Annotated in this window: 16 protein-coding genes; 12 read left to right on the top strand and 4 right to left on the bottom strand. The window is 32.8% G+C overall.

Annotated features, from left to right (window positions below; translation table 11 throughout):
* Positions 1-5: 5 nt before the first annotated feature.
* The 3 genes from L1276_RS11045 (at position 6) to murI (ending at position 2,792) form a co-directional block, all read left to right on the top strand.
* Entirely contained in the window at positions 6-1,031 is a 1,026-nt protein-coding gene (locus L1276_RS11045; protein WP_253787702.1) for an OmpH family outer membrane protein, read from the top strand.
* Positions 1,032-1,045: 14 nt separating this feature from the next.
* On the top strand, positions 1,046-1,549 hold the full coding sequence (locus L1276_RS11040) for an OmpH family outer membrane protein (protein WP_253787700.1): 504 nt from the start codon (positions 1,046-1,048) through the stop codon (positions 1,547-1,549).
* A 463-nt stretch (positions 1,550-2,012) separates the two neighbouring features.
* Positions 2,013-2,792 carry a glutamate racemase gene (gene murI, locus L1276_RS11035; protein ID WP_253787698.1) on the top strand — a complete coding sequence of 260 codons (780 nt, stop codon included), beginning with the start codon at positions 2,013-2,015 and terminating at the stop codon, positions 2,790-2,792.
* A gap of 4 nt (positions 2,793-2,796) precedes the next feature.
* Here the strand turns inward: murI and L1276_RS11030 are convergent, their stop codons facing one another.
* Entirely contained in the window at positions 2,797-4,032 is a 1,236-nt protein-coding gene (locus L1276_RS11030; RefSeq protein ID WP_253787696.1) for an aromatic hydrocarbon degradation protein, read from the bottom strand.
* Positions 4,033-5,361 carry a DUF4270 family protein gene (locus tag L1276_RS11025; RefSeq protein WP_253787694.1) on the bottom strand — a complete coding sequence of 443 codons (1,329 nt, stop codon included), beginning with the start codon at positions 5,359-5,361 and terminating at the stop codon, positions 4,033-4,035.
* 281 nt (positions 5,362-5,642) lie between these two features.
* On the opposite strand from L1276_RS11025, the gene L1276_RS11020 reads away from it, so the two are divergent.
* The 6 genes from L1276_RS11020 (at position 5,643) to L1276_RS10995 (ending at position 10,420) form a co-directional block, all read left to right on the top strand.
* A complete protein-coding gene (locus L1276_RS11020; RefSeq protein WP_253787692.1) occupies positions 5,643-6,425 on the top strand; it encodes a DUF6268 family outer membrane beta-barrel protein in 783 nt (260 codons plus the stop codon).
* A 16-nt stretch (positions 6,426-6,441) separates the two neighbouring features.
* Positions 6,442-7,449, top strand: a complete 1,008-nt coding sequence (locus L1276_RS11015; protein ID WP_253787689.1) for a kelch repeat-containing protein — start codon at positions 6,442-6,444, stop codon at positions 7,447-7,449.
* Entirely contained in the window at positions 7,439-7,768 is a 330-nt protein-coding gene (locus tag L1276_RS11010; RefSeq protein ID WP_253787687.1) for a DUF4907 domain-containing protein, read from the top strand. The genes L1276_RS11015 and L1276_RS11010 overlap by 11 nt, the downstream gene beginning before the upstream one ends.
* Positions 7,769-8,878 carry a sensor histidine kinase gene (locus L1276_RS11005; RefSeq protein ID WP_253787685.1) on the top strand — a complete coding sequence of 370 codons (1,110 nt, stop codon included), beginning with the start codon at positions 7,769-7,771 and terminating at the stop codon, positions 8,876-8,878.
* A gap of 12 nt (positions 8,879-8,890) precedes the next feature.
* The gene (locus tag L1276_RS11000; RefSeq protein WP_253787683.1) at positions 8,891-9,601 is read left to right on the top strand and encodes an intradiol ring-cleavage dioxygenase; all 711 of its coding nucleotides are present in this window, start codon (positions 8,891-8,893) and stop codon (positions 9,599-9,601) included.
* 102 nt (positions 9,602-9,703) lie between these two features.
* Positions 9,704-10,420 (top strand): LytTR family DNA-binding domain-containing protein, encoded by a 717-nt coding sequence (locus tag L1276_RS10995; protein WP_253787681.1) that lies wholly within the window; start codon positions 9,704-9,706, stop codon positions 10,418-10,420.
* Positions 10,421-10,509: 89 nt separating this feature from the next.
* Here the strand turns inward: L1276_RS10995 and L1276_RS10990 are convergent, their stop codons facing one another.
* Both L1276_RS10990 and L1276_RS10985 read right to left on the bottom strand, forming a co-directional pair.
* Complete coding sequence (locus tag L1276_RS10990; protein ID WP_253787679.1) at positions 10,510-11,028, bottom strand: gamma carbonic anhydrase family protein; 519 nt, start codon at positions 11,026-11,028, stop codon at positions 10,510-10,512.
* A gap of 9 nt (positions 11,029-11,037) precedes the next feature.
* Positions 11,038-12,027 (bottom strand): type IX secretion system membrane protein PorP/SprF, encoded by a 990-nt coding sequence (locus tag L1276_RS10985; RefSeq protein WP_253787677.1) that lies wholly within the window; start codon positions 12,025-12,027, stop codon positions 11,038-11,040.
* A gap of 143 nt (positions 12,028-12,170) precedes the next feature.
* Between L1276_RS10985 and L1276_RS10980 the strand changes: the two genes are divergently transcribed.
* The 3 genes from L1276_RS10980 (at position 12,171) to L1276_RS10970 (ending at position 14,506) form a co-directional block, all read left to right on the top strand.
* Positions 12,171-13,070 (top strand): NifU family protein, encoded by a 900-nt coding sequence (locus tag L1276_RS10980; protein WP_253787675.1) that lies wholly within the window; start codon positions 12,171-12,173, stop codon positions 13,068-13,070.
* Between the two features lie 261 nt (positions 13,071-13,331).
* Entirely contained in the window at positions 13,332-13,607 is a 276-nt protein-coding gene (locus L1276_RS10975) for a hypothetical protein (protein ID WP_253787673.1), read from the top strand.
* 86 nt (positions 13,608-13,693) lie between these two features.
* Positions 13,694-14,506: a mechanosensitive ion channel family protein gene (locus tag L1276_RS10970; RefSeq protein ID WP_253787672.1), complete on the top strand. Its 813-nt coding sequence runs from the start codon at positions 13,694-13,696 to the stop codon at positions 14,504-14,506.
* Positions 14,507-14,508: the final 2 nt, after the last annotated feature.

Raw genomic sequence — 14,508 nt, 5'->3', positions numbered from 1 at the left:
ATGTTATGAGAAAACAATTTTTATTTATATTTTTAGCCTTGATTGTAGCTAATACAAGTCAGGCACAAGGCAAGACAACTAGAATTGGTTACATTGATATGGAGTATATTCTGGAAAATGTTTCTGATTATAAAGAAGCAAAATCACAATTAGAGCTTAAGGCTCAAAAGTGGAAACAAGAAATTGAAGCCAAAAAATTAAATATAAATACGCTTAAAGAAGGTCTTAAAACTGAAAAAGCTTTATTGACGAAAGAATTAATCGAAGAAAGAGAAACAGAGATTAAATTTCAGGAAACTGAAATGCTTGATTATCAACAAAAGCAATTTGGAGCCGACGGGAATCTAATGAGGCAAAAAGCAGCTTTAGCAAAACCAATTCAGGATCAGGTTTTTACAGCCGTTCAGGATATTGCCGAAGCAAAGAATTATGATTTTATCTTTGATAAATCATCAGACTTAACAATGCTTTTTAGTAATAAAAGATTTGATATCAGTGATCAGGTTATTCGTATTTTGAACCGCACTGATAAAAGAGAACAATTGTCTAAAAAACAATTGAAAGAACAGGAAATTAAAGAAAATCGTGAAAATGAAATTGATGAAAACCCAGCAATGGCTGATCGTCAAAAAGCATTAGACGAAAGAAAAGCAGCAAGAGAAAAGCTTATTGAAGACAGAAGACTGGAACAAGAAGCTAAGAAAAAAGAATACGACGACAGACGTAAAGCCATGCAGGCAGAAAGAGAAGCTAAAAAAAATGGCACGGTTTCTGAAACTGCAAAAACAACTGAAGCTGTAAAAACGACTGAAGCTGTTAAGACAGACGCAACTGCAAAACCTGCAGCAACAACTGAAACAACTACTTCTCCCGCAGAGTCGGCAGCAAGTAAAGCAGAAGAAAGACAGAAGCTTTATGATCAGCGTAAAAAAGAATTAGAAGAAAGAAGGAAAAAAATACTCGAAGAACGAGAAGCGGCTAAAAAAGCAAAAGAGGCCGAAACACAAAAAACAAATACGACCAATAATTAATTAATATTTTAAAAATGATGAAACAAATCAAAACTTTACTAATTGCTGCAATACTTATTTTAGGAGCAAGTAACACAATGAACGCACAGGCGAAGGTTGCCCATGTTGATGTTAGCGAGATTATGTCGAAAATGCCTGCTATGCTTGATGCTCAAAATCAACTGCAAAAATTAAGTGGTACATATGATGCTGAATACAAAAAAATGGTTGACGAATACCAAACTAAAATCAAAAAGTACGAAGCTGAAGCTGCAACTGTAACTGAAGCTGTAAACGGAGATCGTTCTAAAGAAGTTCAAGATATGCAAAAAAGAATTGTTGATTATAGAGACAATGCACAAAAAGAACTACAACAAAAAGAAACTGACATCGTAAAACCATTAATGGAAAAAGTAAGAACTTCTATCCAAAAAATTGGAAAAGCTAAAGGTTTCCAATATGTATTAGATGGTTCTACTCTTTTATTAGCTGATGGTCCAAACATTACTGCTGATGTAAAAAAAGATTTAGGATTCTAAGAACAAATTCTTATTATCTAAAAAAACGGCTCAAACTTTTTAAGTTTGAGCCGTTTTTATTTTGTTACTTTTATCCTTTTCAAATGATCACTGATCAAGTCAGCATTCTCATAGAAAGGGTTTTTAATATAAAAAAGAGGAGCCTTAAGACTCCTCTACTCTATTACAATTTTTAACCAACAAAGGAGTTTATATGCCGGGACATTTATATCCTGCACCAAAACAATTTCCAAATAACATTTTCATCAGCGTCAAGTCCAGCTATACAAACAGTATTTGGGCATTGTTGAGCGTCGCCTTTATTAATTTTTTAAGTTCATCTTTATATAATTTCTGAACGGATATTTTTTTATATACATAGACTTTTAGTCAATAATAAATGTAGTTTTTTATTTACAATAAAATATCTTTTTATTTAAAAAACCAAATTGCAGAGAAAGTTAGAAATATGTAACTTTGTCTTATGACGAACAATAATCCTATAGGTGTTTTTGACTCTGGAATTGGAGGAACTTCAATCTGGAGTGCCATTCACGACTTACTTCCAAACGAAAAAACAATTTACTTAGCAGACAGTAAAAACGCTCCTTACGGTCAAAAAACTAAAGAAGAAATTGTTGCACTAAGCAAAAAAAATGTTGAGTTTTTATTAGAAAATAATTGCAAACTAATTGTTGTAGCCTGCAATACTGCCACAACAAATGCTATTAGAGAACTCCGTAATGATTATGATATTCCGTTTATCGGGATTGAGCCCGCCATAAAACCCGCTGCAAACAATTCAAAAACACAGGTTATTGGAATTCTAGCTACAAAAGGAACTCTAAATAGCGAACTTTTTAATAAAACTGCCGAGATGTTTCAGCACACCACAATCATTGAGCAAGTAGGTTATGGATTAGTCCAGTTAATTGAAGATGGGAATTTATATTCGCCGGAAATGACACAATTACTCGAGTCATACTTACAGCCCATGATTGATGCTAATATTGACTACTTAGTTTTAGGATGCAGTCATTATCCTTATTTAATTCCACAGATAAAAAAAATCCTTCCGGAACACATTCAAATCATTGATTCTGGAGAAGCCGTAGCCAGACAAACTCAAAATATTTTACGCGAGAAAGTTGGCTTTAGAGACTCCGCAGATAGGAATGATCCTGTATTCTATGTAAACTCAAATCCAGCGGTTTTAGAATCTATTTTAGAAAACAAATATCCAGTAACCGAAAAAGATTTTTAAATCATTATTCAAATTTTCGCTTAACAAACCAAATTCCGTCTAAAGATAAATTGATTGATATTTTATGATAATTTTCTTTGATGAGATTGTTTGCTATGCGCCCTTTTTGTCCATACGAATAAGAAATATTGAAGGCTGAAAAAGTGTTTTCAATAGGCAGATTCAGTCCAATAGAAACCGAAGCATTGTTAACCCTTTTTCCATCTATTTCAAGATAACCCGTGTCAAAATTAGCACCGGCAAAATACTTTACCCTGTCCCAATATTTTCGGAACTTTTTAGGATTGTAATATGAAAACCCCAGAGCAAATCTGTCCTGGTTTACAAAATCACCATATAATTCAGATTGTTTGGTATCTTTCCATAAACTTTTTTCATAATCCAAGCTTAAATTCAAAACATTCTTAAAGCGCTTACTAATACCAACTCCTATTTCCAGAGGCATATAATAATCATCAATATCCGATGCCACATCAGATTCAATTACCGTGACTACTCCATCATTTGTTGTTTCAACTGATTGTACTTTTGAACTTTTAATTCGGGCTGGCAATTTAAATGTTGTTCCAATAGTAAATGTAGAATCGATTACATACTGAGAACCTAATACTGCGCGCAAGCCATTATAATCATTTCTTTTATGAACGGTTGTAGTTGAATTTAAAACCGTAAAGGTTCTGTCATCAACAGTGTTTCCAAATAACAATGCAGCCGAAGCACCTACCGTTAATTTTTTTCCAAATCGGTATCCATAAGAGAAATCAAAATTATTTAAACCTCCAGATCCTGCAGCAGTCAAACTATAAGTTTCCTGACTATCAGCAATAGGCAATATTAAATTGGATATCTTAAATGTTGAACTCGAATAAGGTCTTAATGCTACACTAAATCCTGAATTTTTAGTAACCGGGAAAGCAAAAGCAATATGAGAAAACTGAAAATTATTGCGCTTCTCAGTCAAAGAACCGCTTTGGTAAGTTGTTGCAATAGCCTTTCCTCCTACATCAAGCATAAAGTGATTCAAAGGCATAAATCCTAATGATGCTGGGTTCAAATTATTAATAAAACTATCAGATGGCAAAGCAATTCCAGATGATCCCATTGAAGGAATTGGTCCGAAATCTGAATCATACAAACTTCCTACGCCATACAATGAATAAGGAGAACTGGAAATACTTTGAGAAAATGAAGTAAGCGACACCAAAATGAAGCAGCTTAAAAAAATGATTTTATTTTTCATTTAATAGGAGATGTAATAAATTTTGAGTTGAATTTTATTGTCCGGATGTTTTTGATCTCCCAAAACAATTCTGTTTACTGTTTTTGAAATGCCTGGTAAGGTTAAAATCAAAGATGATCTCGAATCTGATGCCTTTAGCATTTCTTTCTGTAAAAAATTTCCCAGAGGTATAGTGTATCCTATATTTTCATTAAACTCATCACTTTTCTTATTCAAAACCCCATATACGGCCGAACCTGCAGAGTTAGCCAAAGAACTGCTGATACGGTTTAGATTATCCCCTACATATATTTTTAAAGAATCTGCCAGAGGATATTTTTCTGAATAGGAATTATTAACCGGTTTTAAAAATAATTGAGCATCTACAATGGCTCCATTAGCCGAAATATTTTTAAACTGTTTTATGTTTGGAAAGTCAATCCGGCAGGCAACTCCTGTTCCTGATTGAATAAAACCCTGCTTGTTTGTTAAGGTACTGGAAAGTCTGCTGCTGGATATGGGAAGATTTTGAATTAATGTTCCTGTTTTATCTGAAGAAATCGAATTAAACTGTTTTGAAACATCTGAAATCGTAAAATCCATCAAATAGGAAGTTTCGTCCTGATCTGCCTGGTATTTAGAATAATACAACCGGACTTTACTTGTCGAAACATTAAACCCAATAACACTCGAAGAATTAGAACCCGATGGCACAAGCACAAGTCCTTTTAAGTATTCTGCAAAACTATCGAAATCTGTAATTTCTCTTTTCTTTATTTTTTGAAAAACAGCTTCTCCAAATACATCGCTCATTCTAATATTAATGGAATCTTTTTCGGTTGGTCTTGGCTTATATGAAATTGTTCCGATGCTTTCCTCACTATAACTCAGGGTTGAATTATTATAAAAACTCGAATCATCAGTATTGGGTTTTACTTTTTGGGTTATGCGATGAATATCAAATTTTTGCACTTGTGTAGTATCCCCATAATAATAATTATCATATTTTAAAACCATTGAAATGGAATCAAAAACATAATTGACTGCTTCGGTATCAGAACCTGTATTATTCAAAGCATAAGAGTTTGAAGACAGTTGAAAGTAACTGTTTGATTTTATCTTCCCAAAAACCGGATCGTCATAATTTCCAATTAAAATACGTTGCTGACTTGACGTCGCGAGCGAATCAAAATTTATTGTCGACATCTCAACCGTCATGGTATCTATCATTACCACTTTATTGCTTACAGCTAAATAATCAGAACCTACCACAAATTGACCGGCATCTGTATCAGTACCGCATGAAAATATAGTAAAGACAATTAACAACAATAATATAAACTTGCGCATAATCTATTTTTTGAGCAAATATAAATTGTACACTTCTGCACTTCACTATAACATATACAGCCTAGTGTTTTTGACCTATAAAAGGCAAGAAAACATCTATAACAGGTTAAAAGACCTAAATATGAGATTCAGCCTTAAAAAAGCCAATTTAGTCTATCAAAAAGCGTCATACATATATCTTCTTTTTTTTAAAGACTCCGCCAACCTACTTTTGAACCAATAAATAAGTAATGAAAATAAGGTTTATAATTTGTTCGGTTTTTTTAATGTCTTTATTAAGTATGAAAGCTCAGGAAAAGTTTTCGGTTAATGTGAATATAAAAACAGAACCAACTGATAAAGTTGATTTTAACGAAACCAGTATTGGAGTATTCTTTAATAAAACAATAAATGCCAAAAGCAGTATAAAGAACACTTTACAATACACAAATCTGGGATTGAATAATGAATTGGAAACTCTTGGAAGCATAGATGAACTGAGACAGATTCAGGATAAGTTTGAAATTTCTCAGAAAATATCAAATTCAACAAAACTGAGTTTTTCGCTTACACCAACGGCAAATTTTCAGCATGATTTAGATTTTTCTGATGTCTCACTTTTAGGAAGTTTGGAAATTAAGCAAGACCTAAATTCAAAAACAACTTTGAGCATTGGAGCAGCGAGAACCAGCATTTTTGGAAATCCTAAGTTTCTGCCAATTGCATCATTAAATTATAATATAAGCGAAAATGCCAATTTGCTGATTGGTTTTCCGGATTCAAAAATTTCATATTCAAATAATATTCGAAATACATTCAGCTTAAATAATAGTTTCAATGGAAGCTTTTACAATTTAGATGCTCAAAATCATTTAAACAATACAGCAGCTAAAGCCGTTCTTTTGCAAATGACAACATCATTTGAATATGAAAGAAATGTCGAAAAAAACTGGTTTTTAAATTTTAAAGCCGGATATGATTTTGACAAAAAATACAAACTGACCAACAGTAAGGATCATACCGTTTATGATTTTAATACAAGCAATGGTTATGTTTTAGGAATTGGGATCAAATACAAACAATAAATAAATTTAATAGACTATGAATAATTTAAAAAAAGGAATATTATTCGCAACACTACTTTCGAGCCTCTTTTTTATAAGCTGCAGTAATGATGATGACGATGATGATTTGATAGGAAACTGGATTAAAAAATCGGCATTTGATGGTCCGGCAAGATCTAGTGCAACAAGTTTTGTAATTGGAGATTATGCTTATGTGGCAACCGGTTATACTGGAGATGTTTATTTAAAAGATTTATGGGCATATAACTCAAATGGAGATTATTGGGAACAAAAAGCTGATTTTACAGGTGTTGGAAGAAGTTCTGCATCGAGTTTTGCATTAAACGAAAAAGGTTATGTAGGTCTTGGTTATGATGGAACTAATAAACTGAAAGATTTTTATCAATACGATCCGTCAAGTAACAGCTGGAATCAAAAAACTGATTTTGGAGGAACTGGCCGTTATGGCGCTGTGGGATTTCAGACAGGCGGAAAAGCGTATTTTGGAACGGGTTATGACGGAAATTATTTAAAAGATTTCTATCAATATGATGATCAGGCTAATACATGGACACTTGTAAATGGATTTAGCGGAAACAAAAGACGTAATGCTACTGTTTTTGTTATTTCAGACAAAGCATATTTAGTAACCGGAGTGAACAATGGTGTTTATCAGGAAGATTTTTGGGAATTTGATCCTGCAACAGATGTCTGGACAAGAAAAAGAGATATAGATAAAGATACGGATGATGATTATTCCTGGAATGATGATTACGCAATTACAAGATCAAATGCTTCGAGTTTTTCAATGAGCGGATTAGGATATGTCGTAGGCGGCGAAAATATTAAAACCGTTTGGGAATATAATCCATCAACAGATCTTTGGACAGAAAGAACAGCAATGGAAGGTGCAACAAGAACAGATGCTGTTGGTTTTGCCATTAACAATCGCGGTTTTTATATGTTAGGAAGAATAGGTTCGACTTATTTTGATGATGCTTGGGAATTTAAACCTTTAGACGAACAAAACGACGATGATAATTAATACTAAACCATTCTTCCGGAGTAAAATCCGGAAGAATTTATTGCTTTTGTTTCTTGTTTTATCAATGGTTTCCTGTGCAAAAAGGGAAGTATTAAAAACCGAAACATTCAAGACAAATTCTGGCTGGGGATATTCGATTTCTTATAAAGAAAAAACTATTATTAAACAGTCGATTATTCCGGTTATAAGTGACAAAAAAAGTTTTTCTACTGAAGAAGATGCTTTAAAAACAGCAGATTTAGTGGTTTCAAAACTCAAACAGAACTTATCGCCAACGGTAACCAAAAATGAATTAATTTTATTAAAAATAAAATTATAAATGAAACTAGATACCATCAAAAATACGAATTCAAATAAAATCTTATTCCATTTTATGATTTGGCTTTTCTTTATCCTGACTTCTTTAATTCAGTTTTACGAAAGTCCTTTCAGGATCAATAATGACTTTTATGCGCAATGGATAAGCGGTATTTTACTGTTTTATTTGAACTATTTTTATTTGGTGCCTGCTTTACTTTTGCAAAAAAAATACTGGCAGTACTTTCTATTTGTTTTTACCATTATTGCCATTTTTATGGTTATAAGAATTAATTATTTTATTCCTGAGTTTAGGCATTTAAGACCGGATAATATGGTTCCTGCCAGAATGATTCCCAGAGATCCTAATTTCTTTCACGAAGGAAAACATTTTAGAGTCGAAATGAAACAGCCGCTTTTCTTTAAAATCGGCCCATCATTCTTCTATATTTTAATTATTACAATAAGCGCCATTATTAGAACCTTAACAGAGTTCTACAATAATCAGCAAAACAAATTAATCGCCGAAACACACAGAACGAATACAGAATTGATATATCTGCGCAAGCAAACCAATCCCCATTTTTTATTCAATTCATTAAACAGTATTTATTCTCTGGCACATAAGAAATCTGATTTGGTCCCTGATGCCATCGTGACATTGTCTGAATTAATGCGCTATATGCTGTATGAAACCGATAATAAAACGGTGGCTTTAGAAAAAGAAATCAACTACATTCAAAATTATATAGAGCTGCAAAAACTCCGCCTGAATAATATTGAAGATATTGTGATCAATGTACATGGCGATACCAGAAACAAGTTTATTGAGCCTTTGCTGTTAATTTCTTTTGTTGAAAATGCTTTTAAGTACGGAACAGATTATAAAGGTGCGGCGCACGTGAAAATCAAAATTTTTATTTTTGAAAACAATCTTGATTTCTGGATAGAAAATACAATTGAAAATTATGTAAAAGATCCTGATAATTCAGGAATTGGATTGGTAAACATTCAAAGCCGACTTGATTTACTTTATCCAAATGCCCACGAACTAACTATTAACCAGGATAATCAATTTTACCGAGTGCATTTAAATCTAAAATTAGACGAAATTAAAACTGCAGTAAATTAAACAAATGTGATTATGGACAGAAAAAAATTTATTAGAAATGGTCTTTTAGGCATTACTGCCTTAGCGGGTGCTTCTAAACTGTTAGAATCCTGCTCAAAAAGCGACAATGATGATTCAGATGCAAATTCTTCCGAAGACGAAAGCTGTGTTGTTTCTCCTGCAGAGACAAAAGGTCCTTTTCCTATCAAAACACCAAGTCAGCTGGTTTTAGAGAATATAAAATCTGACCGTGTGGGTATTGCATTGCTTATCAATTTAAAAATTGAAAACAAAAACAATGATTGTGCACCTCTTTCAAATGTTTTAGTAGATGTATGGCATTGTGATAAAGACGGGAATTATTCTGAATATGGCGGTACGCAAATGCAGCAGACAGATTATACTTCGGTTCATTTTTTAAGAGGAAGACAAACTACAAATGCCAGCGGCGAAGTTTCGTTTATTTCGATATATCCGGGCTGGTATCAAGGCAGAGCGCCTCATGTGCATGTTGAAGTTTTAAACAGCAGCGGTTCGTCATTATTGGTAACGCAGATTGCTTTTCCTGAAAACGTTTCGAGCGAAGTATATTCTAGTACAAACTACGCCGCTCATGGTCAAGCCGATACATTAAATACAAGAGATAATGTTTTCTCTGATAGTCTTTCAAGTGAGATGGCCGCAATGACCGGAAATTTAACTGACGGATATACTTTAACCAAAACCATTACGGTAAACGGATAATTTTAGAACTAACCCGTATTTTATGATAATTTTAAAACTTAATTTACTGGTTTAAAACTACTTTTGACTGCCAAAAACAATTTAAAACTTAATTTCCAACAGATGAAATGTGTAATTATTGATGACGAACCTTTAGCAGTTGAATTACTAGAAGATTTTGTCAAAAAAGTCGATTCTCTAGAATTAGTCAGTACTTTTAATAATGCTATTGATGCCGTTTCATTTATCAATCAAAATAATATTGATTTGATTTTTCTGGACATCCAGATGCCGCATTTCTCAGGAATTGATTTTTTAAACACAATAGAAAAAAAACCTTTAGTAATTTTCACTACAGCCTATTCTGATTACGCTGTAGAGGGTTTTAATCTTGGTGCTGTTGATTATTTGGTAAAACCAATTCCGTTTCATCGCTTTCTAAAATCAGTTGTTCGAGCGCAGCAGATCAGTAATCCGGCTGCTCCGGTTCAGGCTGTTTCTGAAAATGTTCCGGCTCCGGAAGTTGAGCAGGATTTTATGTTTGTTAGAGCTGAATATGAAAACGTAAAAATGAATTTTTCGGATATTTTGTTTATCGAAGGTTTAAAAGATTACGTCAAAATATACACCACAGACAATAAATTTACGCTGACTTTAATCAGCTTAATAAAACTGGAAAACTTACTTTCCAGCAAAGGTTTTTCGAGAATTCACAGGTCTTACATTATCAATATAAAACATGTAAAATCTATTCAGAAAAATAAAGTTTTAATAAGCGACAAACGAATTCCGATAAGTGAAAGCTACAAGAATACTTTCTTTGAAAAGATCAATCTGTAGTTTATAAAATTCCCAAAATATAAATTCCAAATTCCAATTGTATTGATACTTCATTGGAATTTGGAATTTTTTATTTGAAGGTTATATTTTTATTCTTCGTCTTTAAACCAGCCTGAATACATTACATAATTGTTCGAAATACGTTCGATTTCGCCTGCAAAGTCAGATTGATCTATATCTTTTACTTTTTTAGCAGGAACGCCCGCAAAAATAGTACCTGACGGAACAAAAGTATTTTGAGTTAAAACTGCTCCGGCAGCAATAATCGAATTACTTTCGACAATACAATTATCCATTACAATAGCGCCCATTCCAATTAAGACATTGTCGTGAATCGTACATCCGTGTACAATCGCATTATGTCCAATTGATACATTATTTCCTATAACAGTAGGGTGTTTTTGATAAGTGCAATGAATTATGGCACCATCCTGAATGTTTACTTTATTCCCTATTTTAATATAATGAACATCGCCGCGAACCACAGCATTAAACCAAACGCTGCAAGAATCACCAAATGAAACATCACCCACAATTGTAGCATTTTCAGCAACATAACAATCTTCTGGAATAGAAGGTGCTTTTCCGTTTACAGATTTAATAACCATAATAAATTTTTAATTAATTGCAGGACAATTACAGTCGTAACGTTCCTTTCTACAAAATAAATCAATTCCTAAAGTAATCTGGTGATAACCGCCAGTATCAAATTTCACATCTCCCGTAACTTGCGAATACGTATAGGCAAACATAAAGTTTTTAAAATTTACACCTATAATTGGCGTAATATATTGCAATTTTTGAGACGAAATACTACTACCTGAATTAAACTGTGCGCCATCAAAACTTCTTCTATAGGATAATGCTGCCCATAGGCTTCCAAAATCCATATTCTTATAAGCTTTTAAATTCAAGTCGATCGACTTTTGTTTGGTCTGATCAAAATATTGAAATAAAATGGAAGGTTCCCAGGTAATTTTATCTCTTTTCCCAAATACATATCCGGCGCTAAAAAGAAACTTTCTCAAATTATCGCTTTCATAATCTGTGTATAACTCTCTTCTGGTTTCAAGAACGCCCTGAACCGTTGCGTGTGCATAAAAATCAAGGAAATTATACGATGCCCCAATATCTACATTGAAATAAGAATCTTTTTGAATCGAACCAAAAACAATGGGATCAAAAACATTTCCAAACTTTGTCTCGTTTAACTGACTCTGAATTAATCCGCCGCTAATACCAAACGAAAGCTGATTCAAATCGAGTTCATCTCTGGAAAACATAATATGATGTGCGTAAGTAAGCTTAACTCCTTTTTCTGAATGATAACCATTTTTATCGTTAAAAACAATGATTCCCGCCCCAGATCTCTCGCCTATTCTTCCGTTAAAACTTAAAGTTTGAAGTGATGGTGCATCTTCCTGGCCAAACCACTGTTTTCTGGCTGTTAATCTGATTTTTGCACAATTCGCAGCACCCGCCATCGAAGGATGAATTAAGTAATAATTATCTGATAAGTAATCCGAATAAACAGGGATTCCTTCTTGAGAATAAGTAAAGAACGAAGCAATTAAAAAAACAAATAAAAACTTGATTTTTAATTTCATAATGGTTAGTTAGTTTGAATAAATTTTGCTCTCTTAATAATTTCGTACGAATTATTTGAAAAGAGTCTTAATTATTTTATTAAAAAATCAAATATAGCCATTAGTAGAAAATAACTTTAGTAAATTTGCAAAAAATTACTACCATGACAAAAATCACTATAAAAGAAACTCAAAATCCAACGATATTAAAGTTCGAGTTTGAAGATTTTATCACTCAAAATCAAAGCTTTGAATTCAAAAACATTGACGAAGCACAAGCATCTCCTCTAGCACAACAGCTGTTCTACCTTCCGTTTGTAAAAACAGTTTATATTTCGGGAAATTTTATTGCAGTCGAAAGATACAGCATTGTAGAGTGGGACGATGTAAAGGATGCCGTTGCAGAACAAATTACAGCCTATGTAGATAAAGGCGGTGTCATAATAAAAATTGACGAGAATAAAGCTAAAAAACAGCCTATAACGGTTTACGGAGAAACAACTCCAAATCCATCGGCTTTAAAATTTGTGGTGAGCAGAATGTTAACCAGAAATGCGGTTGAGTACAAAAATATAGATCAAACGGCTTCTTCTCCATTAGCGCAGGAATTATTCAAATTCCCTTATGTAAAAGAAGTATTTATTGATGAGAATTATATTTCTGTAACGAAATATGAAATCAACGACTGGCAGGAAATTACTTTAGAATTAAGAACATTCATTAAACAATTCATCGAAAATGGAGGAACTGTTTTAGATGAAAATCTAATTCAGACTACTACTAAAAATGATGTAACTAAAGACGAAGCTTTTGACAAGTTAGACGTAACTTCTCAGCAGATTATCAACATTTTAGAAGAATACGTAAAACCAGCAGTTGCGGCTGATGGAGGAAATATTGCTTTTGATTCTTATAATGAGGAGGATAAAACAGTAAAAGTTATTTTACAAGGTGCTTGCAGCGGTTGTCCTTCATCAACATTTACTTTAAAAAGCGGTATCGAAAATATGCTTAAAAGTATGCTGAACGACGAGGCTATTAAAGTTGAAGCTTTGAATGCATAAAACCATTTTTAATACAATACAGAAAGCAGCGTCTCAATCGAGGCGCTTTTTTTATACAGGATTCTTAAATTTACTAACACATAGACAAAACTATATGTGTTTTTAAAAAATGGAACGCTTAATTTTTGAGTTTCAAAATCTATATCTCTGTGTGTTAAAAATTATACGAAACAAATTCGTTATCAATTAATTATTGCAAAATTCAATTGTAATTCTGGAAAAACAATTAATATTGTATTCTAAACCAACCAAATCAAAACCATGGGACTAACTTCATTTTTCACCAATTTATTTGGGTCTGCAAAAGAAAAAACAAGCGATTTTGCTGTCCAGGCAGAAAATACTGTCGAAGAAATTAAAGATGCCGCTGAACCTATACTAGAAAATGCCGTGGATTTAATCAGTGATGTATTTGATTCTATAAAAGAAGTAATAGCAGAAAATACCAATCCTGATTATAAACTTGTCTCGGAAACAGTTGTTGATGTGAGTGAAGAAGCCGTAACTGATTTTGATTCTGAAGAATCAGAAAAATAAGCAGTTTCTAAATTAACAGATAATTATTTTATATTTGCAGCAATCAATACGCCTTCTCTATTGGGAAGGTTTTTTTATTTAAAATAATGTACATCAATCCTGAACAATTAAGCAATTACGCTGCGAAATTCATCAATCTTTTAATTGATTATTCGCCAAAATTAATCTCGGCATTTCTGGTTTTATTTGTTGGTTTATATGCCATAAAATTAATAAACAGAATCATTAGAAAAATAATGGTAAAGAGAAATCTGGACCCAACTTTAACTAAATTTCTTGCTGATATTTTATTATGGGCTTTACGAATTTTATTATTTGTAACTTTTATTTCTAATCTGGGAATCGAGACTTCTTCATTCGTAGCCATTTTGGGTGCAATGGGTCTTGCTGTTGGTTTATCTCTTCAAGGTTCTCTTTCTAATTTTGCAGGAGGAATGCTGATTATCGTTTTTAAGCCTTTTAAAGTTGGCGATACGATCGAAGCACAAGGCGTTATTGCAACGGTAGTAGAAATTCAGATTTTCGTTACCAAAATGCTTACTGGAAACAACCAAACTGTATTTGTTCCAAATGGAGCATTGTCAAACGGCACGATTATTAATTATTCGATGCAGGGAGAAAGAAGAGCTGATTTGACTTTTTCAATTTCTTATGATTCGGATATTAAAAAAGCGAAAGATATTTTATTGGATGTTTTAACCAAAAATCCAAAGGTGCTTCAAAATCCGGCTCCAGAAGTTTTTGTTAAAAATTTATCTGCGAGTTCAGTAGATTTTGCGGTACGTCCGTGGGCTAAAAATGCTAATTACGGATCTGTTTTTTCTGAAACTTTAGAGAATTGTAAAACAGCATTAGACCAAGCAGGAATTTCTGTTCAGCCGTTTACGCTTCAAAAATAAAA

Source organism: Flavobacterium sp. HSC-32F16 (assembly GCF_024171645.1).
Lineage (GTDB): Bacteria > Bacteroidota > Bacteroidia > Flavobacteriales > Flavobacteriaceae > Flavobacterium.
This window is presented reverse-complemented; position numbering and strand designations above follow the sequence as displayed.

Excerpts from the sequence above, each read along its gene's own strand:
- L1276_RS10975 (WP_253787673.1), top strand. The coding sequence starts at position 13,332 with ATGGGACTAACTTCATTTTTCACCAATTTATTTGGGTCTGCAAAAGAA.
- L1276_RS11030 (WP_253787696.1), bottom strand. The coding sequence starts at position 4,032 with ATGAAAAATAAAATCATTTTTTTAAGCTGCTTCATTTTGGTGTCGCTT.
- L1276_RS11015 (WP_253787689.1), top strand. The coding sequence starts at position 6,442 with ATGAATAATTTAAAAAAAGGAATATTATTCGCAACACTACTTTCGAGC.
- L1276_RS10980 (WP_253787675.1), top strand. The coding sequence starts at position 12,171 with ATGACAAAAATCACTATAAAAGAAACTCAAAATCCAACGATATTAAAG.
- L1276_RS11040 (WP_253787700.1), top strand. The coding sequence starts at position 1,046 with ATGATGAAACAAATCAAAACTTTACTAATTGCTGCAATACTTATTTTA.
- L1276_RS11020 (WP_253787692.1), top strand. The coding sequence starts at position 5,643 with ATGAAAGCTCAGGAAAAGTTTTCGGTTAATGTGAATATAAAAACAGAA.
- L1276_RS11000 (WP_253787683.1), top strand. The coding sequence starts at position 8,891 with ATGGACAGAAAAAAATTTATTAGAAATGGTCTTTTAGGCATTACTGCC.
- murI (WP_253787698.1), top strand. The coding sequence starts at position 2,013 with ATGACGAACAATAATCCTATAGGTGTTTTTGACTCTGGAATTGGAGGA.
- L1276_RS11025 (WP_253787694.1), bottom strand. The coding sequence starts at position 5,361 with ATGCGCAAGTTTATATTATTGTTGTTAATTGTCTTTACTATATTTTCA.
- L1276_RS11045 (WP_253787702.1), top strand. The coding sequence starts at position 6 with ATGAGAAAACAATTTTTATTTATATTTTTAGCCTTGATTGTAGCTAAT.
- L1276_RS10970 (WP_253787672.1), top strand. The coding sequence starts at position 13,694 with ATGTACATCAATCCTGAACAATTAAGCAATTACGCTGCGAAATTCATC.
- L1276_RS10990 (WP_253787679.1), bottom strand. The coding sequence starts at position 11,028 with ATGGTTATTAAATCTGTAAACGGAAAAGCACCTTCTATTCCAGAAGAT.
- L1276_RS10995 (WP_253787681.1), top strand. The coding sequence starts at position 9,704 with ATGAAATGTGTAATTATTGATGACGAACCTTTAGCAGTTGAATTACTA.
- L1276_RS10985 (WP_253787677.1), bottom strand. The coding sequence starts at position 12,027 with ATGAAATTAAAAATCAAGTTTTTATTTGTTTTTTTAATTGCTTCGTTC.
- L1276_RS11005 (WP_253787685.1), top strand. The coding sequence starts at position 7,769 with ATGAAACTAGATACCATCAAAAATACGAATTCAAATAAAATCTTATTC.
- L1276_RS11010 (WP_253787687.1), top strand. The coding sequence starts at position 7,439 with ATGATAATTAATACTAAACCATTCTTCCGGAGTAAAATCCGGAAGAAT.